This window comes from Paenibacillus tyrphae (assembly GCF_027925525.1).
GTDB classification, from domain to species: Bacteria; Bacillota; Bacilli; order Paenibacillales; family NBRC-103111; genus Paenibacillus_G; species Paenibacillus_G tyrfis_B.
In genome coordinates this window covers 21,819-39,888 of the sequence record NZ_BSDJ01000038.1, presented here as the reverse complement: position 1 = coordinate 39,888, position 18,070 = coordinate 21,819, and the positions used below count along the sequence as shown (strand labels likewise).

Annotated in this window: 17 protein-coding genes; 12 read left to right on the top strand and 5 right to left on the bottom strand. The window is 54.7% G+C overall.

Annotated features, from left to right (window positions below; translation table 11 throughout):
- Positions 1–5: 5 nt before the first annotated feature.
- The 5 genes from QMG93_RS30595 to QMG93_RS30575 all read left to right on the top strand — a co-directional run bounded on the left by QMG93_RS30595 (position 6) and on the right by QMG93_RS30575 (position 5,354).
- Positions 6–962, top strand: coding sequence for a carbohydrate ABC transporter permease (locus tag QMG93_RS30595; protein ID WP_281943294.1), 957 nt, complete (start codon positions 6–8; stop codon positions 960–962).
- A gap of 18 nt (positions 963–980) precedes the next feature.
- A complete protein-coding gene (locus tag QMG93_RS30590; protein WP_281943292.1) occupies positions 981–1,805 on the top strand; it encodes a carbohydrate ABC transporter permease in 825 nt (274 codons plus the stop codon).
- A gap of 57 nt (positions 1,806–1,862) precedes the next feature.
- Positions 1,863–2,783 carry an N-acetylmuramic acid 6-phosphate etherase gene (murQ, locus tag QMG93_RS30585; RefSeq protein WP_281943290.1) on the top strand — a complete coding sequence of 307 codons (921 nt, stop codon included), beginning with the start codon at positions 1,863–1,865 and terminating at the stop codon, positions 2,781–2,783.
- Between the two features lie 284 nt (positions 2,784–3,067).
- Positions 3,068–4,099, top strand: coding sequence for an ROK family protein (locus tag QMG93_RS30580; RefSeq protein ID WP_281943288.1), 1,032 nt, complete (start codon positions 3,068–3,070; stop codon positions 4,097–4,099).
- 31 nt (positions 4,100–4,130) lie between these two features.
- Complete coding sequence (locus QMG93_RS30575; RefSeq protein WP_281943286.1) at positions 4,131–5,354, top strand: MFS transporter; 1,224 nt, start codon at positions 4,131–4,133, stop codon at positions 5,352–5,354.
- On the opposite strand, the gene QMG93_RS30570 is transcribed toward QMG93_RS30575, so the two are convergent.
- Entirely contained in the window at positions 5,351–6,634 is a 1,284-nt protein-coding gene (locus QMG93_RS30570; protein ID WP_281943285.1) for an MFS transporter, read from the bottom strand. The genes QMG93_RS30575 and QMG93_RS30570 overlap by 4 nt on opposite strands.
- Positions 6,635–6,777: 143 nt before the next feature.
- On the opposite strand from QMG93_RS30570, the gene QMG93_RS30565 reads away from it, so the two are divergent.
- The 3 genes from QMG93_RS30565 to QMG93_RS30555 all read left to right on the top strand — a co-directional run bounded on the left by QMG93_RS30565 (position 6,778) and on the right by QMG93_RS30555 (position 9,933).
- Positions 6,778–7,674, top strand: coding sequence for a LysR family transcriptional regulator (locus tag QMG93_RS30565; protein ID WP_281943283.1), 897 nt, complete (start codon positions 6,778–6,780; stop codon positions 7,672–7,674).
- Between the two features lie 181 nt (positions 7,675–7,855).
- Entirely contained in the window at positions 7,856–9,310 is a 1,455-nt protein-coding gene (locus QMG93_RS30560) for an NAD(P)/FAD-dependent oxidoreductase (protein WP_281943281.1), read from the top strand.
- 47 nt (positions 9,311–9,357) lie between these two features.
- Entirely contained in the window at positions 9,358–9,933 is a 576-nt protein-coding gene (locus QMG93_RS30555; protein ID WP_281943347.1) for a TetR family transcriptional regulator, read from the top strand.
- A gap of 25 nt (positions 9,934–9,958) precedes the next feature.
- Here the strand turns inward: QMG93_RS30555 and QMG93_RS30550 are convergent, their stop codons facing one another.
- Positions 9,959–11,110 carry an MFS transporter gene (locus tag QMG93_RS30550; RefSeq protein WP_281943280.1) on the bottom strand — a complete coding sequence of 384 codons (1,152 nt, stop codon included), beginning with the start codon at positions 11,108–11,110 and terminating at the stop codon, positions 9,959–9,961.
- A 96-nt stretch (positions 11,111–11,206) separates the two neighbouring features.
- On the opposite strand from QMG93_RS30550, the gene QMG93_RS30545 reads away from it, so the two are divergent.
- Positions 11,207–12,085: a LysR family transcriptional regulator gene (locus QMG93_RS30545; RefSeq protein WP_281943279.1), complete on the top strand. Its 879-nt coding sequence runs from the start codon at positions 11,207–11,209 to the stop codon at positions 12,083–12,085.
- Between the two features lie 161 nt (positions 12,086–12,246).
- Here QMG93_RS30545 and QMG93_RS30540 read toward each other — a convergent pair whose 3' ends face one another.
- The gene (locus QMG93_RS30540) at positions 12,247–12,981 is read right to left on the bottom strand and encodes a response regulator transcription factor (RefSeq protein WP_281943277.1); all 735 of its coding nucleotides are present in this window, start codon (positions 12,979–12,981) and stop codon (positions 12,247–12,249) included.
- Positions 12,982–13,187: 206 nt separating this feature from the next.
- Here QMG93_RS30540 and QMG93_RS30535 point away from each other — a divergent pair, with 206 nt between their 5' ends.
- A complete protein-coding gene (locus tag QMG93_RS30535; RefSeq protein ID WP_281943275.1) occupies positions 13,188–14,048 on the top strand; it encodes a cytochrome c oxidase assembly protein in 861 nt (286 codons plus the stop codon).
- 3 nt (positions 14,049–14,051) lie between these two features.
- On the opposite strand, the gene QMG93_RS30530 is transcribed toward QMG93_RS30535, so the two are convergent.
- Complete coding sequence (locus QMG93_RS30530; protein WP_010498014.1) at positions 14,052–14,663, bottom strand: SCO family protein; 612 nt, start codon at positions 14,661–14,663, stop codon at positions 14,052–14,054.
- Between the two features lie 65 nt (positions 14,664–14,728).
- The gene (locus QMG93_RS30525) at positions 14,729–15,094 is read right to left on the bottom strand and encodes a c-type cytochrome (RefSeq protein ID WP_281943273.1); all 366 of its coding nucleotides are present in this window, start codon (positions 15,092–15,094) and stop codon (positions 14,729–14,731) included.
- A 264-nt stretch (positions 15,095–15,358) separates the two neighbouring features.
- Between QMG93_RS30525 and QMG93_RS30520 the strand changes: the two genes are divergently transcribed.
- The gene (locus tag QMG93_RS30520; protein WP_054973898.1) at positions 15,359–16,006 is read left to right on the top strand and encodes a response regulator; all 648 of its coding nucleotides are present in this window, start codon (positions 15,359–15,361) and stop codon (positions 16,004–16,006) included.
- Between the two features lie 206 nt (positions 16,007–16,212).
- The gene (locus tag QMG93_RS30515) at positions 16,213–17,949 is read left to right on the top strand and encodes an ABC transporter ATP-binding protein (RefSeq protein WP_281943270.1); all 1,737 of its coding nucleotides are present in this window, start codon (positions 16,213–16,215) and stop codon (positions 17,947–17,949) included.
- The last annotated feature ends 121 nt before the right edge of the window (positions 17,950–18,070 follow it).

Here is an 18,070-nt window from a genome sequence, read left to right as displayed (position 1 = left end):
GCGCAATGAATCGAGAAGCGGCGGTATGGGACCGCACAAGCAAACGGCAGCCGGGTTTGAACTGGAAACGAGGGATCATCCACCTGTTCCCGGTTCCTGCCCTCGCCGTCTACGCGCTGTTTGTCGTGTATCCGATCGTAGCGGCTTTCAGCTACAGCTTGTTCGACTGGAAGGGGCTTCAGAAGGGCGCTTTTGTCGGCATCGACAATTTCGTCAAGCTGTTCACGACGGAGCCGTTCAACGGGCTGTTCTGGAACGCGTTCGGGCATAATGTCTACTATTTCATACTGGAAATGATCGTGCAAAATGGTATCGCTTTCATTTTGGCGTACATTATTTACACGAAAGTGAAGGGCGCGGAGCTGTTCAAAATGGCCTACTTTGTGCCGCGGCTACTGTCGGTCATCGTCGTCGGTTTCCTGTGGAAGCTGATGCTAAACCCGAATTCCGGCGTCGTTAACTTCGCGCTCAAGAACATCGGTCTTGCCGAATGGGCGAGGCCGTGGCTGGGCGAGCCGGGCACTGCTCTGACGGCGATCATTCTCGCGAACAGCTGGTTCGGCGTCGGCTTCGCGGTGCTGATTCTGCTTGCAGGCTTGCAGTCGATCTCTCAGGAGGTGATCGAGGCGTCGAGGCTGGACGGGGTGCAGGGCTTTCGCCTGATTCGTTCGATCATTTTGCCTATGATGACGCAATCCGTCGTCATTCTCACCGTATTTACGTTTATTCACGCGTTCGAAGCGTTCGAGCTTATATATGCGATGCAAGGCTCGCAGGGGGAACCGTATCATTCGACGGATACGCTGGCCGTTTTCTTTTACCGTACGGCTTTCGGCGGCTCGTCGGGCGACGGCGTTGCGGTCGGTCTCGGGTCGGCGCTGGCGGTCGTGCTGTTCTTGATTATCGCTACACTGTCCGCATTGTTTATGGCCTATGTTCGCAAGCGGGACATGGAGTATTAGAAAGGGGGTAGACGCTTCGTGAAAACAAACCCGGCATTACGCGCGTCACATTATGTTATCGCCAGTCTGTTTGCGCTTCTCAGCCTCTATCCGATCGTTCTGATGCTCTTGTCTTCTTTTAAGACGAACATCGACATTTTCAAAAATCCGATCGGACTGCCGAAGTCCTGGAGCATGGCCGCCTATAAGAAGCTGCTGGACCAGCTGCCATACTTCGATTATTTCTGGAACAGCCTGACGGTCAGCGTCGTATCCGTTGCTCTGATCCTGCTGTTCGGCTCGCTGGCTTCGTTCTATATTGCGAGATACCCTTTCCGCTGGAATCCGGCGCTGTTCTTCTTCTTTCTGCTCGGCATGATGATTCCGGTCAAGCTCGGCATCGTTCCGCTGTTCATGCTGATGAAAAATTTGGGGCTGATGAACACGGTTACTTCGCTGATTCTGATGTATACGGCCATCGGCATCCCGATGTCGGTCCTGATCTTGACCGGATTTTTTCGGACGCTGCCGAAGGAACTGGAGGAGGCGGGCCGGATCGACGGCTGCTCCGATATCCGCCTGCTGCTGAGCATCGTGGCGCCCTTGATGCGACCGGCGCTCGGAACGGTCATGATCATGAATTTCATCACGGTGTGGAACGATTTCTTCTTCCCGCTGATCTTCATCCAAGACGAAGTGAAAAAGACGATTCCCGTCGGCATGCTGACGCTGTTCAGCGAATACTCCACCGATTGGAGCGTGCTGTTCGCGGGGCTAACCTTGTCGTCGCTGCCGATGATCGTGCTGTTCGCCCTCTCCTCCAGGCAGTTCATGGACGGCATGACGGCGGGCGCGGTCAAGTAAGACGGGACGAGAAAGGCAACTAATGCGATCAGGGAGCCGAGAAGGGAAGGAGATTTTATGACGCATAACGAACAACGGCAGCCGGTTACGGAGCAGCGTAACGCCAAGTCCGTCCATTTGGACCGGATGAGCGTGAGGGAAATCATCGAGACGATCAACGGCGAGGACGGTACAATTGCCGCTTCCGTGCAAACCGCGCTGCCGCAAATCGAAGAAGCGATTACCGCGATTGCGGCGCGGTTGAGGCAGGGAGGCAAGCTTTATTACATCGGGGCCGGCACGAGCGGCCGGCTCGGCATTCTGGACGCGTCCGAATGTCCTCCGACGTTCGGGGTCGAATCGTCGCTCGTGCGCGGCATTATTGCCGGGGGCGAGACAGCGATGATGAACGCCGTAGAAAACGCGGAGGACGATCTGGAAGCCGGAGCGGCGGATATCGCGCGCCATGCGACGGCGGCGGACGCGGTCGTCGGCCTTACGGCGAGCGGCCGGACGCCGTATGTGCTGGGGGCGATCCGCGAGGCCAACCGGATCGGCGCTTTGACCGTGGGCATCTCGTGCAACACGGGTACCGAGCTTAGCCGGGCGGCGGTGCACGGCATCGAGGTGCCGGTCGGCCCCGAGGTAGTCACCGGTTCGACGCGCATGAAGGCCGGCACCGCGCAAAAGATGGTGTTGAACATGATCAGCACAACGGTGATGGTTCAGCTTGGCAAAGTGTACGGCAACTTGATGGTGAACGTGCAGACGACGAACGCCAAGCTGCGCGACCGAGTCGTGCGCATTATTGGCGAAGCGACCGGAGCGGACCGGGCTGCGGCGGAGGAACTGGCCCGGCGGGCCGAAGGCGATGCGCGCCTGGCGATTCTGATGCACCGGTTCGGCATCGACAGGCAGGAAGCGTCCGCCGCTTTAGCGCGGTCGGGCGACCATTTCGCAGAGGCGGTCCGTTGGCTGGAAGGTCAACGGATCGGATAACAGAACTTCCCGTGAACCGCCGAAAGCGGCTTGCGGGAAGTTTTTTAGTTGACTCGCACACGCGAATCTTTACATAAAATTAGCAAAACCTTAATTGAAGATCATGGTAAAGCGTTTGGATGGTTTCATCGTCTTGGGTCAAATCGGCGCCATGCCGTTTCCCTTTCTTTTTTTGTACCGGAAGTCGTTTAGGATTTCACGGAATTCATTCGTTGTGCCCCGGACGAATCTGTGATACACTCGGAAAGTAATTAAAGAACTTTAATAAGTTGGCGGTGAATGCCATGAAGCTTCCTTTCGTTCAACCCAAAATGATGGGGGATATGATTCGTCGGCAAATTCGTGCGGTGCTGTATCGCGATTTGGTATCGACCACGGCCGAGCTTGCGCAGAGTACGGGCATCAGCTTTCCGACGATTAGTAAAACGCTGGATGAAATGAACAACCAAGGAGAGGTTGTGTTAACGGGGCTGGGAGCATCCAGCGGAGGCCGGCGTCCGAAGCAATACCGGTTAAATGCCGATCATATGACGGGACTCGCCGTAGCACTCGAAAAGGATTATTCCTCCTATGCGCTCCTGAATTATGTGGGTGAGGTGATCGGGCGCGAGAAGCTTCCCGGCGTTTTGCACGACGGACCCGAGCGGTTGACCGAGCAGATCGGCACCTTCGTGCAGCGTTATCCTCATTTGCGCGCTCTGACCTTGGGAGTCCCGGGAGCGGTGAACAATGGGCGCGTCTTCCATATTCCCGATTACGAAAAGTTCAAGAACTTCGATTTCAAAGCCTTGTATGAGGAACGCTTTTCGCTTCGGGTCCAAGTGGAAAACGATATGAACGCTACCGTTCTTGGGTACCATGACCGCTCGGGAGACGACCAAAACCGCTCTCTGGTGTACCTGTATCTGGGACAGAACGGTCCCGGCGCCGGGATTATGGTGAACGGCGACGTGGTAAGGGGGAGCAGCTTTTTTTCGGGCGAAGTTTCCTTTTTGCCGCTTTACGATTCGCAAAATTTTTCCCAAGCCGTTCAAGAGCCACCTTCCGCGCAGGACGGTACGGAAAGGCGTGCGAAGCTGATCGACGCGATGAGCCGTTTGGTCGCCGTGTTTACGGCCACCCTGAACCCGCATACCGTCCTTTTTTGCAGTACGGATCTGACCGAACGCGATCTTGCCGATGTCCGAAAAGGAAGCGCGTCCTATGTTCCGGCAGATAATTTGCCGTCCCTTCTTGTCCGGGATTGGGAGGAAGATTACTTCCACGGGCTAAATCAACTTACGATCAGAACGATGCTGGGTCTCGGAATCGATTGATTGCGCAGCCGGCTTGAAAAGGAGAATTGGCATGGAACATTCGCTAAGCAGCCGCCAAATTCAACTATGGCGCGTCGCCATTTATTTTATATTCGCGCTGCCCGGATTTGCGCTTGCCACATGGGTTTCGCGTACTCCCGCGATCAGGGATTCGTTAGGCGCTACTACCGCCGAGATGGGATGGATTATTTTTGGCTTGGCCGTCGGCTCCATCGTCGGATTGTTCAGCGCAAGTCATCTTATTGCAAGCCGCGGAGGGCGCTTTGTCATGATGGCCGGATTGGCGATCAGCTCGGGAGGACTCGGAATCGTGGCGCTGAGCGGGGTTTGGCTTAGCGGCGGCATTGCAGTGTTCCTGGGATTGGCCGTCTTCGGCTTCGGGAACGGAATATGCGACGTGGCGATGAATGTCGAGGGGACAGCCGTCGAGCGCGCCGCTCAAAAATCGCTGCTGACCGGCTTTCATGCCGCATTCAGCGTGGGCAATCTGGTGGGGGCCGTTGCGGGCTCGGCAGCGATTGGAGCCGGGCTGTCCGTTTTTGCTCATTTGTCGCTTGCCGCGGTTGTCGTGATTTTGTGCGCCGTCTATTTTTACCGGTTCGTCCCTGCCGGAACCGGGCAAGAGCGTGCCGCGGAGTCGGGCGAACCGCCCATGACCGCGCGGGAGCGCATGGCCGTGTGGAAAGAGCCGCGCACGATTTTGATCGGGATCGTCGTCTTGGGAATGGCGTTTGCGGAAGGCTCTGCGAACGACTGGCTTCCGTTGGTCATCGTGGACGGCTACCATGTCTCACCGGCGACGGGCTCGTTTGCCTTCGGCTTGTTCGTAGCCGCCATGACCATTGGCCGCGCAGCAGGCGGGATGCTGCTCGACCGGTTTGGCAGAGTCGCCGTCCTGCGGGCTTCCGCGCTATCCGCAATTGCGGGATTGCTTATCGTCATTTGGGGACAAAGCTACACGGCTGCCGCCATCGGCGTTGTGCTGTGGGGCTTCGGTTCGGCGTTCGGATTTCCCGTAGGCTTATCCGCCGCAGGAGACGATCCCCGCGGGGTCGCTGCGAGGGTGGGCGCGGTGTCGACGGCCGGGTACCTCGCCTTCCTTGTCGGTCCGCCGATCCTGGGGATCATTGGCGAGTCCGTCGGCTTACTTCGCGCCTTGATTGTCGTGCTGATCGGCGTGGTGGTGGCCGGATTATTGTGTCATGCCGCGAAGCCAATCGGAGCGCAGGCAGAGGATACGAGTATCCAAGCTTAGAGTCGATGCGGAGATGATGCAAAGCCGTTCCTTCCGGGGAACGGTTTCGCAACGAAAAAACAACAGCAAAGCCCGAGCCACATCGCCGCAGCTCCCCAATAAACGGCAGGATACCCCACCTGCTGCACCACCCAGAACGAGACGGCCGGACCGAGCGCCGCTCCCACGTCCAACGTGACGGAATAGGCCGTCATGACGGTTCTTCGATCGTGTATGCTTAGCGTGCCTGAGACGGAGCCCGCCAAGGTATCCATGAGCGTCGTCGTACAAGTCGATGTCATCAAAAGCCCAACGGCCACAGCAATCCAGCCCCACATGGGCAAAGGCAGCGGAAACAAAAACAGCAGGGCAGCTGCTGCGCCCATCGTCCACGTCAGCAGGCGGGCTTTATTGGACTGCCGATCCGACAGGCTGCCGATGAACGGCGACAGAAAAGGGCCCCAGCCCCACCGCAGCGCCTGCAGTCCCCCGGCGATAAACGCGCCGCCGAGCGTAAAGCCGAGGACCGTCATCGAGGCCTGTCTCGTTTCGGCGTAATTGCTGAGCGTGGAGGTCAGCATCCCTTCGTAAATCATGGCCGAGCCTAGAGCGGCGGCGAGCAGCCAAGGGACGTCTTTGGTTTTCAGCACGGTCATGAATGCGGCTGTTCCGGAGCGCTGCTGCGGAATCGGAACGGAAGCTTCCGCCAGCCGGACGGATTTCTTTTGCACATCGTCGATTCGAAGGCCACGCAGCAGGAAAGGAACACCGCAAACGGTCGCTGCACCAAGAAGCCATGCTAAGGTACGAAGCCCCAGCATCTCAGCAAGGGCGCCTCCGAGCAGCATCCCGACGAGGCTCCCCAGCCGGTAGTGACCGTTATACAGGCCGAACAGCCGGCCTTCGTTGCGATCCCGGCAAAGCTCCAGGATGGCGTAATAGGCGCCAAGCCTTAACAAAGACCAAGCCAGCCCCCAGACGCACCGAGCTGCAATCCAGAGGGGGAACGTGTGGATGAAACCGTATGAAGCGGTCGTCAGGATCGCCAGCACGACCGCTGCGAGCATGCCTTGCCGCAGGCTGATATGACGGTAAATCCGGCTGACGATAGGGTTCAAGGGCAGGCGAACCAGTCGGTTGACGGACAAAAGAATGCCGACCTGAACGAGCGAGTCCAGACCGGCTTCCTTCCAGTACAAAGGCAGCACGATGTACAGCATCGAGTCCCCCGTTAGACAAAGCGCCGTAATCCATGAGATCCGCAGCACTTCCTTTTTCCCGCGAATCGTTGTCTTATCCATTCACATTCACTCTCTTCCTCAAAAGGTCCTTTAGCGTAAGCCGATCATACTTAAAATAGTTCACCCCCTCGAAAAAAACTAATATATAATGATAACCAACCGATAAGTTATACTTATGAGTTTCGTGCGAACGGAGGATAGCCTTGAATTTGCATGCGCTTAAAGTATTTCATGCCGTAGCCCAGACCGGCCATGTAACCCAAGCGGCAGAGGAGCTTCGCATCAGTCAGCCTGCTGTCACCCAGCATCTAAGAAATCTGGAAAAAGAAATCGGTCTCAAGCTGGTTCGGCCGGAGGGCAGGGGCATTGCTCTGACGTATGCGGGCCGCGAGCTGTATGCTCTATCCGGCAAGCTGTTCGCTGCGGAACGCGAAATCGAGAACCGGATGAGCGACATTGCGGCGGGAAAACGAGGGGAACTGACGCTTGCCGTGACCAACCTCCCCGGAACGGTGCTGCTTCCGAGATGGATTGCGTATTTCAAAACCCGGCATGAAGACGTTGCTATCAACGTCATCACCGTCAATACCCGCGAAGCGTTCGCTCTCCTAAGCGAGCACCGGGCAGACGTAGCCGTTATTGCGGGAGGTTGGGAGAAGCCCCGAATGAAATGGGAGCATCTGTTCGACGAAGAGCTGTGGTTCATCGTTCCGGCCGGGCATCCTCTGGCGAACCGCGAAGCCTCTTTAAAGGAAATGATGGAAGAAACGTTCGTCATCCGGGAGGAGGGAAGCTCGACCCGCGAAAGGTTCCTGTCGATGTGTCGGACCTATAACGTAAGGCAGCCGAAGATCGGGATGCAGTTTAACGGACTGCACGAGACGATTCGAGCGGTCGGTGCCGGGTACGGGGCAAATCTCATCTCGGCCATGGCGGCACGCGAATATATCGAGCGGGGCGAGGTAGCCCGAGTGTATGTGCGGGATGTCGAGCTGAAACGGCCGATTGCGATATGCACAGCCGAAGATCATCCGTTAACGCCGGTCGCAGAATCGTTTATCCGGCTGATTCGGAAAAAATTAAGAGCAGAAGCAGTCTGATCGGGATCATCCGTTCAGCGGACAATATTCGTTCAGGTCAACCGTTCCTTCCGGGGAGCGGTTTTCTTTTTTTTGCCGAACGATATCGCTTTATAATTTGACAGTAACTATCAAAAGACATATATTATCATTATCGTGTAACTATCAAAATAATCCAACGATCTGAAAAGGAGCTGCGAGCATGAGTAACGAGCCAAATTGGAGAAGAGCGCTGGTCATCGGGGGCAGTATGGCTGGAATGCTGGCGGCGCGGGTGCTGTCGGAGCATTACGACGAAGTTCTCGTCGTGGACAAGGACGACTTTCCGGACAAGCCCGGGAACCGTCCGGGTACGCCTCAGGCGTTTCATCCGCACCGGCTGCTGCCGCGCGGCAAGCTTATTCTGGAGAGCCTGTTCCCCGGCTGGACGGACGATTTGCTGGCGCAAGGGGCTTTCCCGAAAGAGGGCAAACGCATCCGGTCCGTCAGTGTTTACGGAACCATGGAAGTGGTTGACCGGAAAGATGCGGGCGCCAGCCGGGCTCTGCTGGAATGGGTCATTCGCCGGCGCCTTCAAGCGATCCCCAATGTGCGGTTTGTAAGCGGGTACGAAACAACGGGGCTGCAGATGGCTTCGGACGGCGCAAAAGTAACAGGTGTTGCGGTTCGGGAACGGAGTAAGACGGCGCAGTCAATGACGCTCGAAGCCGATCTGGTGCTGGACGCTAGCGGCCGGTCCTCCAAGCTGGTAAAATGGCTTCAGGCTCTCGGCTATCACGTGCCGGAACCGGAACGTCTGAAAGCCTCGCTCGGGTACAGCACGCGCTATTACAGAATCCCTTCGCATGTGGCGGAGCAATGGAGCGTGGTCGTCACCGAAGGCGTTCCGGCCAAAGGAATCGGCACTGCCGTATTCGGACCGGTTGAACAGGATACGGCCGAAGTCGTACTGTATTACGCCGGCGGACAGCGTTACCCGACGACCGATGCCGGGCTATACGAACAGGAGCTGGCCGCTCTGCAGGATCCTTCGATTGCCGAGCTGCTGCAAGCGTGCGAGCCGCTGGGGCCACCGCGCGGGTTTCGGGTGCCGGAATGCTTCCGGCAGCGCTTCGAGCGGATGGAGCGGTGGCCGTCCGGGCTGCTTGTGATGGGGGACGCGCTCTGCAACTTCGATCCGATTTACGGTCAAGGGATTACCGTCGCCGCCATCGAAGCGGAATTGCTGGCCACTCAATTGCACGAATGGCGCACCCGGCCGAAGCCATTCTTCGAGCGTGAAGCGCTTAGGCGGATGCAGGAGGCAATCGATCCCGCCTGGTGGCTCACGGCCGTTGCCGACCTGTGCTGGTCCGGCGTGGAATACACGGGATCGCATTCGCGGGAAGGGATCGCCTTCGCCCAAAAATATTTTGAGCTGTACCGCAAGCAAGCCGTCGGCAAGCCCGATATGGAATTGTTCGGAAAATATATGATGATGAACGGTTTGCTCCTATCGCCGCGGGCATTATTGAACGCGGAAGCGGTCCGCGCCGTGCTGGCCGCCGATGCATCGGGCGTCGGAGAGCGGCTGTTAGCCGAATTTGCGTTGCAGGATCGGGATCATCAGCTTGAGCAATTTCTGGAGCGGACCATCCCGGCGGGAAGCTATAAATAAAACAAGATCGGAGAGTGAGCAAGGTGTCACCGGACGATAAACGAACCATGGGGCTGCGCGAGCGCAAAAAAGCAAAAACGATGGCAGCAGTTCAAATGCACGCGCTGCGGCTGTTCCGTGAGCTGGGCTATAACGCCACGACGGTGGAGCAGATTGCGGAGGCAGCGGAGATTTCGCCCAGCACCTTTTTTCGGTATTTTTCCACCAAGGAGGACGTGCTGCTAAGAGACAATTACGATCCCGTTCTCGTTGACGCTTTTGAAGCTCAACCGTCACATCTGAGTCCTTTACAAGCAGTGCGCCAGGCCATGGTTTCCGCGATTGGCGACATGTCTGCCGATGAGCTCGCCACGATGCGCGAACGAAATCAGCTCATCATGACGGTGCCGGAGCTGCGGGCCGCAGCGCTGAACAACCTGACTCAGACGATGCAGCTGATCGCGGAGCTGGCAGCCAAGCGCACCGGCCGGGAGCCGGACGATGCAGCCGTGCGAACCTTCGCCGGAGCGGTCATCGGCGTCAACATCTCGGTGATGCTATACTATGCGGAACATCCGGATGCGGATTTCGCCGGATTGCTGGACGAAGCGCTAGGCAAGTTGGAAGCGGGCCTGCCGTTGTAACTTCAGCGGGTGGGCCCCGCCCGGTTTATGCGCCTTTCTTATTCGACCTAAACGAATAAGAGATAGCGGCCAAGGCGGCCAATTCCATAACGCCGCCAATCCATGGCAAATGCAGAACGGAGGAATACTCCGTCACCAGTCCTCCCAGACCGGCCCCTAAGGTCATCCCTATATTCATTAAGGCGGTATTGAAGCTTAAAACAATTTCCGGCGCTTGAGGCTTTAAAGAAATAAAATAAAATTGTTTTGCGGGAGTCGTTGTCCATGCGGCGGCTCCCCATATCATAAGGGTCAACAGCACCCCTATCGTAGAAGTTACCGTAAAGGTCAATAGGAACAAGGCCATCGCGTGAATGCTCAAGCTAATGGAAATGGTGCGGACAGGTCCCCATTTATCGACGGCATACCCGCCAAAACGCGACCCGATCAAAGCAAACACGCCTAAAGTCAAAAGGGATATACTGACCATTTCGATCGAAAAACCGGCAAAGGCGCTCAACAGCGGAGCGATGTAAGCAAAAACCATCGTATACCCGAGAATCCAACATACGGTAGTGAGAAATCCGCTTATCAACCGCCTGTCGCGAATGAAAAGCAATTGATGCTTTAAAGGGATCGGTTTTTCTCCCTCTAGCCTTGGGATGAATCTCGCCAGCAGCAGGAGAACGATCAGCGTAACGGCGGCAAGCATGAGATAGATATAGCGCCAATCCATATAGGCGGCAACCAGCGTTCCGGCAGGGACGCCCAATATTAAAGAAACGGTAAATCCCGTAATGACCGTGGCCATCGCATTCCCCTGTTTGGCAGGCGGGGCGAGCCGGGCTGCGTAGTTGGTGGCAATAACGATGTACAGTCCCCCGCTCATGGCCAGTACAATTCGGGAAAACATCAGCAGGCCGAAATGAGAACTGAAAAAGGCAATCATGCTTCCAGCGATAAAAGTAACCATGGAATAGAGCAACACTTTTTTTCTCCCGAACTTTGCCGTCAGCATCACCAATCCAAGAGCCCCTAACGCATACGATAAAGAATAGATCGTGACCAACTGTCCGGCCAATGAAATCGAAACCTGAAAATCTTTAGAGATGATTTCCAAAATGCCGGATACGACGAATTCTGCCGTACCCGATACGAACGCACCTAAAGCTAGCAAATAAATGGAAAATCGGTTCATTCCTTTTCACTCCTTGTCACACGTTGCCCTTATTCTATATCGCGTGGTAACATGAGTAAAATTGTTATTTTTCATAAAGGGGATGAGTAAAAGCTCATGACTATTGCCCGCTTTAAGGTTTTGGCCAAAGTGATCGAGCTTGGCAGCTTCACCAAAGCGTCCGAAGAGCTGAACATGACTCAATCGGCCGTGAGCCATGCGATCGCCAGTCTGGAGGCGGAATGGGGCGCGACGCTATTGATTCGCGATCGGAAGAAGGAGCTTGTTCTCACCGAGGTCGGACAAAAAACGCTGATTCATATCCGGGAAATTTTAAATCGGACGGAACGCATTCAACAGGAGCTGGCTTTAGCGGCAAGCTTGGAGGCGGGGACCGTGCGTATCGGCACTTTTTACAGCGCTTCCTCCTGCCTTTTGCCTAAAATTCTTGCAAAATTCCAGAAGAAGCATCCCCGAATCGAATTCAGATTTTACGAAGGCACGTATGAGGAAATGGCGGAATGGTTGGATACAGGAGTCATCGACATCGGATTTGTTGTGCAGCAGGACAAGCATACGAAATGGGACACGGTACCGCTCATCCAAGATAAGATGGTTGTCGCTTTTCCTGCGGGTCATAAATTTCAGCAGCGCGAAATGATTGCTGTGGAAGATTTGCAAGACGAGCCCTTTATTATGCCAAAAGGAATGTATCAATCGCACATCGAAGAAATTTTTCAACAAGCGAAGGTCAAGCCGTCTATCCGGTTTGAAGTGCAGGATTGTAGCACCATTGCTAACATGGTTCAGGAAGGGCTCGGAATCACGATTGGCCCGGAATTATTTCTCAAGACCCAGCAAAATCTCCAAATCCGCAGCTTGAACGTATCCGACTGGCGTAATGTGGCGTTAGCATGTCCTTCCGTCTCCGATGCTGCGCCGGCCGTTCGAGCCTTTCTTACCGTAGCCCAAAGCGTTTTTGTCAACGACAAGTGAATCTGGTGCAGCCGGATACATACCGTGCTGTCTTCCAAAAGGGAGCCAACGCTTCCTTTAACCTTCATTAGCGCATAGGACGGACAAGCCGCTCGTTCGGAAGCGGCTCTTTTCATCGCCCGGCACGAGTTTCCTCTCCGGAGGGCGGTCCCGAACCGGGGCTAGGCGCCCCCTCCACGGGCGAAGGAAGCCGGCACATCCAAGCGGTAGCCTATGCCCCAGACCGTGCGAAGCATCGAGGCGGCAGGCGAAGAGACGGCTTGCATTTTTTCCCGGATGCGCCGGATATGGGAGTCCACCGTCCGAAAATCCACGATCACCTCGTACTTCCATACCTCCTTCAGCAGCTCCTCGCGAGTCAACGTCTTGTTCTCGTTTAATGCAAAATAACGCAGCAGATCATACTCCTTCAAAGTCAGAGCGATCTCGTGACCGTCGATCAGCACGCGCCGGGCCAGATGCTCGATGACCAAATGCGGCAGCACGATGTCGTGGCGCGATTTGTTCTCCAGCCGGAGCCTTCCCGGAGCGGTCCGCTTCAGAATCGCATGAATGCGGCAGATCAGCTCGCGCGGACTGAACGGCTTCAGCACGTAATCGTCCGCTCCGGCTTCGAAGCCGAGGAGGCGGTCGCTTTCGTCCGCTTTGGCCGTCAGCAGGATCACCGGCGTAGCCTTAACCTGTTTGAGCAGCCGGCAAATCTCGGGGCCGTTCAGGCCGGGCATCATCCAATCGAGCAGCAAAATATCGTAATCGCGGTCTAAAGCCATTTGCAGCGCCTGCGTTCCGTCTCCGGTTTCGTCCACGGCGGCGCCGTCTTTATTCAAATACAGGTTCAATATGCGGCGGATCCGGTCCTCGTCGTCGGCGATGAGCATCTTGTAAGCTAAGGTCATGACAGTTCCTCCTTCACGCTTCTCATTGTAGTCTTAGAATGCCCTGGCGGCATGCCTCGAATGAGTCATTTCGTCGTCGGTCCGGTGAACAAAGCTTGTCTCCTTTGTGACAGCGAGATGGCCCTTTCGTGTCATAGGAACCGGGAGCGAAATTAGGTAAGATGGAGGGGATGCCAGAAGTCGAAGAAGGTAAGGAGGCTTTGAGCTTGGACTTTCAGTTGATGATGGAAACGTACGGGTTCCGGGTAGTGTGGGGGCCGGAAATGTTTCTGACGGTTGCGCTGGCGGCCGTGTTTTACATGCGCTACAAGGGCGGCACGGTGTCCGGGCGGCAGATGGCGAGCTTTTTTGTCGGGCTGTTCTTGCTGTACTTTGCGCTCGGAGGGCCGCTAAATCTTGGCGGGCATTTCTGGTTCAGCATTCATATGCTTCAGCAGTCCGTGATGTACCTGATCGTTCCGCCGCTGCTGCTCCGGGGGATGCCGGAAGGCTTTTTCCGGTCGCTCAGCGACAATCCGTGGAGCCGGAAGGTGATCCTTGTTTTCGGCAATCCGATCTTTGCGATGTTTTTGTTCAACGGCGCGTTTTCTTTCTATCACATCCCGATGATTTTCGATGCGGCGATGTCCAATTATGCGCTTCATAATGCGCTGCATTTGCTGCTGTTCTTCTCGGCGTTCGCTTTATGGTGGTCCGTATTCAGTCCAGCCGGGGCGATCTATGCGATGAGCGAGCTGAAAAAAATGGGGTATATTTTCATAAACGGCATTTTGCTGACGCCGGCCTGCGCGCTCATCATTTTTGCCAAAGCGCCGATGTACGAGACCTACATCGCCGGCGCGCATCTGCTTTGCTTGCCGTTCTATGCGATTCCGGTGGAGCCGGTGACGTTCTCTAGCCCGTGGTTAACGCCGCTGTCCGACCAGCAGCTTGGGGGCGTGATCATGAAGATTATGCAGGAAATTTCGTACGGCTGCCTGCTTGGTCTCGTGTTCTTCCAGTGGTACCGGAGAGAGAAAGACAAAGCAGAGGACCTTCCCGATCCCCTGCTTGAGCCGACGCCATAAGCGTTATTTTGATCCGGCGATTTGCCGGATCATTTTTAGAATCTCGTCGTTGTCCATCTCTTCGCCCATCGTATAAATTTTGCGGATTTGGCCTTGCTGGTCGACCAGAAACAGCGATGTGACCGTATGCACGAACCCGCCGTCCTTCATCTTTTGCACCATCACGCCAAAGTCTTTCGCGACGTCCGCCGTTTGTTTCTCCGTCCCGGTCAGCAGCGTCCAGCCGCTGTAATCCATCCCCATTTTGTCTCCGTACGTTTTGAACGCTTGAGGCGTATCGCGCTCGGGATCGAAGGTGACCGATAGAAAATGGACCTTATTTCCCCACATGCCGTCTTTCTTTAATTCGTTTTGCAGCTTGACCATGTTGTACGTCGTGGCCGGGCACACATCCGGGCAATTGGTGAACAGGAATTCGACCAGACGCACTTTGCCGTTCGTATCGTTTAATGATACCTTCCCGCCGTCCAACCCGCTCAGCTCAAAGTTCGGTGCCTGCTTCAAGACCGGCAGGGGTGGCCCTTGGTTGAACCAGGTAAACAGGGAGATCGCAAGGGCGACCAGCAGGAGGGTGACCGTCAATTTAAACCCGTTCTTTTGAATCCATGGCTTCATCCGTGAATTGTTCAACCTCCGGTTTCGTTATCTTTTCGCCATTCGTTTCGCCTATTTCACGCGTATTATTTCTTTTCGGCCAGCCAGCGGGCGACGTTGGCAATCTCCTCGTCCTTCAGGCTGCTCTTGAACGCCGGCATGCCTCCGCGGCCGTTCTGGATCACTTTGTACAGCTGCTCGGTCGACAGCTTGCCGCCGATCTTCTGAAGATTCGGTCCCATTTTGCCTTCCAGGTCGTTGCCGTGACAGGCGATGCAGGACTGCTTGTAGACGGCTTCGGCAGCCTGGGCGTTCAGCGGAGCATCGGGAAGAGCCGGAGCGGCCGCCTCCTGCTTAGTCTCGCTCGAATGCCGCTGCACCTCGGCGAACAAAAATCCCATTCCCAGAACGCAGGCAATTCCGCACAGGGACACCATAATCCATCGATGCATACATGCGCCTCCTTTCATTTTCAGGATAATCCTAGCACTTTCGTTTCCGGCTTGTATATAGCACTTTGGAGTCAGACTGAAGCGCTTCCGCCGGGGATTTGTCACGAAATTGTCGATCGTCCGGCGGGAAATAGCCCGACTGAGTCATGGGGGTTTGCGGGAGGGTATGGTTAGATGGAATCACAGGAGTACGATCGTTGATCCGGACGGCGAGAAGATGCGAAACGAGCGCCGCCGGTAAGGAAAGAGAGGGGATTCCATTCCATGAGTCAACCGATTCGAATTATGCTCGCCGACGACCATGCGCATGCGCGCCAGGCGATGCGGGAAATTATTCAAGCGGACCCGGAGTTTGAGATCATATGCGAGGCGACGAACGGAAAAGAAGCGGTGCTGCTGGCGGAGCAGTGGATGCCCGATGTCATTCTGATGGACATCCGCATGCCCGAATTGGACGGCCTGGAAGCGACGAAGCTGATTAAAGAACGGTTCCCGTATGTCAAAATTGTCATGGTTACGGTATCGGACGATATAACGCATTTGTTCGAGGCGCTGAAGAAAGGCGCGCAGGGCTATTTGCTGAAAAATCTTCATCCCGCGTCCTGGCACGAATATTTGCGGGCCGTCGCCATTGACGAAGCCCCGATGTCCCGCGAAATCGCCGTGCGTCTGCTTCAGGAGTTTTCCTCCGTCAGGCAGAGCATTCCCGACCATTCGCCGCTCACCGGGCGGGAGAAGGAAATTTTGGAGTGCGTGGCCAAAGGGAACTCTAACCGGGAAATTTCGGAAATTTTATCCATCTCCGAGCATACGGTGAAAAACCATCTGAAAAATATTTTGCATAAGCTGCATTTGGACAACCGGGTGCAATTGATGCGCTATGCCTACGAGAAGGGCTGGATCAGGGGGTAAGAACCTCTACCAAGCGGAAAAAATAATTTAAATGATTTTAACGATTGATCCTTTTTTAAAGGGTATGGTACGTTGAGGATGTTGTTCATAAAAAATTTCAGAAAAGAGTGAGGTATATGAGAAAAACAGGAGCAGTCCAAACCCAAACGAAAAAAACTTGGAGGGCAACGCTTCGTTAACCCTCCAAATCATTGGAGGAAAGCGACTTGAATACTCGGTTCAAAAAATTTTTATCTTATTACAAGCCTTATTTAGGTTTGTTATTTGCGGATTTGGCTTGCGCGTTTGTGGTTTCCGCCGTTACTCTGGCACTTCCCTTATGCGTCAGATACATTACCGTAAACGTTTTGGAAGAAGGCGGACCTCGTGCGCTGGAGCAAATCTACGCGATGGGTGCGGTCATGCTGGTTCTGGTCGCCTTGCATACGCTTTGCAACATGTTCGTTTCGTATCAAGGGCATGTGATGGGGGCGAAGATGGAGAGCGACATGCGAACCGAATTGTTCGATCATTTGCAAAAGCTGTCGTTCCGCTTCTATGACGAGCAAAAAACAGGCCAACTTATGACCCGGGCGACAAACGATATTTTCTCTATGACGGAACTATTCCATCACGGTCCGGAAGATATCCTCATCTCGGTCCTGAAGTTTGTCGGCGCCTTCATCATCTTGCTTCATATCGACGTTAAGCTTACCCTCGTCGTCTTTCTCTTCCTGCCCGTGATGGGCGTTTACGCGTGGTTTTTCAATAAGAAAATGAACAGGGCGCTAAGAAGAAGCAGGGATCGGATCGGCGATATTAACGCGCAGCTTGAAGATACGTTATCGGGGATTCGAGTCGTACAATCCTTTACCAACGAATCGGTGGAAAAGCAGAAGTTCGCTTACGAAAATAAACGGTTTGTGCAAAGCCGAAGCGACGGCTATAAAAGCGAGACCTGGTTTCACGAAGGGTTGATTGCGTTCACGCAGCTTATTACCGTCGCCCTGGTGGTCTTTGGCGGAGCTGCGATCGTCAACGCTTCCTTGGCGCTGGCCGATTTGCTTACCTTTTTTCTATTTATCGGCATCCTCATCGAGCCGATTCAGCGATTCGTGAATTTTGCCGGGCTTTATCAAGAAGCCATTACCGGGTTCGACCGGTTTATGGACATTTTGGAAGTGGAGCCGGATATCCGGGATGCGGATAACGCCGTCGAACTGACGTACGTTCAAGGAAACGTGGAATTTAAAAATGTGAGCTTCAAATATAAAGAAGATCAAGACCACGTGCTCAAGGACGTTTCTCTGCATGTCAAGGCCGGAGAATACGTTGCATTGGTCGGACCTTCGGGCGCTGGCAAAACGACCCTCTGCTCGTTGATTCCCCGTTTCTACGAAGTCAGTGCAGGGCAAATTTTGCTTGATGGGACGAATATCAATGAAGTCGGCTTGCATTCGCTCAGGAGGAACATCGGCATTGTCCAGCAGGATGTCTACTTGTTCACCGGAACCGTCGCGGACAATATCCGCTACGGAAAAATCGACGCAAGCAGGGAAGAGATCATTGAGGCCGCCAAAAAGGCGAATGCGCATGATTTTATCATGTCGCTGCCGGATGGTTACGATACGGATATCGGTCAACGCGGCGTGAAATTATCCGGGGGACAAAAGCAGAGGCTGAGCATTGCGCGCGTTTTCCTGAAAAACCCGCCCATTCTCATTTTTGACGAAGCGACAAGCGCCCTGGATAATGAAAGCGAGAAGGCCGTGCAAGATTCCTTGGAGAGGCTGACGGACAATCGCACGACCATCGTCATCGCCCACCGGTTGTCCACCGTCAGAAATGCGCAAAGAATTGTCGTATTAACGGACCGTGGGATGGAGGAGCAAGGAACACATGAAGAGTTAATCGCATCGGGCGGCACCTATGCGAATTTATATAACATACAATTAAAAATCTGACGGATTACGGTCAGGGAAAAAATAAAGCGGCAGTCCGGGACTTCATGTTACGTCCAAGGCTGCCGCTTTTATTTATCTTATTCTTCAAAATGTAAATAAACCCATATTTTAGGTTGATCAA

Excerpts from the sequence above, each read along its gene's own strand:
- QMG93_RS30595 (WP_281943294.1), top strand. The coding sequence starts at position 6 with ATGAATCGAGAAGCGGCGGTATGGGACCGCACAAGCAAACGGCAGCCG.
- murQ (WP_281943290.1), top strand. The coding sequence starts at position 1,863 with ATGACGCATAACGAACAACGGCAGCCGGTTACGGAGCAGCGTAACGCC.
- QMG93_RS30580 (WP_281943288.1), top strand. The coding sequence starts at position 3,068 with ATGAAGCTTCCTTTCGTTCAACCCAAAATGATGGGGGATATGATTCGT.
- QMG93_RS30575 (WP_281943286.1), top strand. The coding sequence starts at position 4,131 with ATGGAACATTCGCTAAGCAGCCGCCAAATTCAACTATGGCGCGTCGCC.
- QMG93_RS30570 (WP_281943285.1), bottom strand. The coding sequence starts at position 6,634 with ATGGATAAGACAACGATTCGCGGGAAAAAGGAAGTGCTGCGGATCTCA.
- QMG93_RS30560 (WP_281943281.1), top strand. The coding sequence starts at position 7,856 with ATGAGTAACGAGCCAAATTGGAGAAGAGCGCTGGTCATCGGGGGCAGT.
- QMG93_RS30555 (WP_281943347.1), top strand. The coding sequence starts at position 9,358 with ATGGGGCTGCGCGAGCGCAAAAAAGCAAAAACGATGGCAGCAGTTCAA.
- QMG93_RS30550 (WP_281943280.1), bottom strand. The coding sequence starts at position 11,110 with ATGAACCGATTTTCCATTTATTTGCTAGCTTTAGGTGCGTTCGTATCG.
- QMG93_RS30545 (WP_281943279.1), top strand. The coding sequence starts at position 11,207 with ATGACTATTGCCCGCTTTAAGGTTTTGGCCAAAGTGATCGAGCTTGGC.
- QMG93_RS30540 (WP_281943277.1), bottom strand. The coding sequence starts at position 12,981 with ATGACCTTAGCTTACAAGATGCTCATCGCCGACGACGAGGACCGGATC.
- QMG93_RS30530 (WP_010498014.1), bottom strand. The coding sequence starts at position 14,663 with ATGAAGCCATGGATTCAAAAGAACGGGTTTAAATTGACGGTCACCCTC.
- QMG93_RS30525 (WP_281943273.1), bottom strand. The coding sequence starts at position 15,094 with ATGCATCGATGGATTATGGTGTCCCTGTGCGGAATTGCCTGCGTTCTG.
- QMG93_RS30520 (WP_054973898.1), top strand. The coding sequence starts at position 15,359 with ATGAGTCAACCGATTCGAATTATGCTCGCCGACGACCATGCGCATGCG.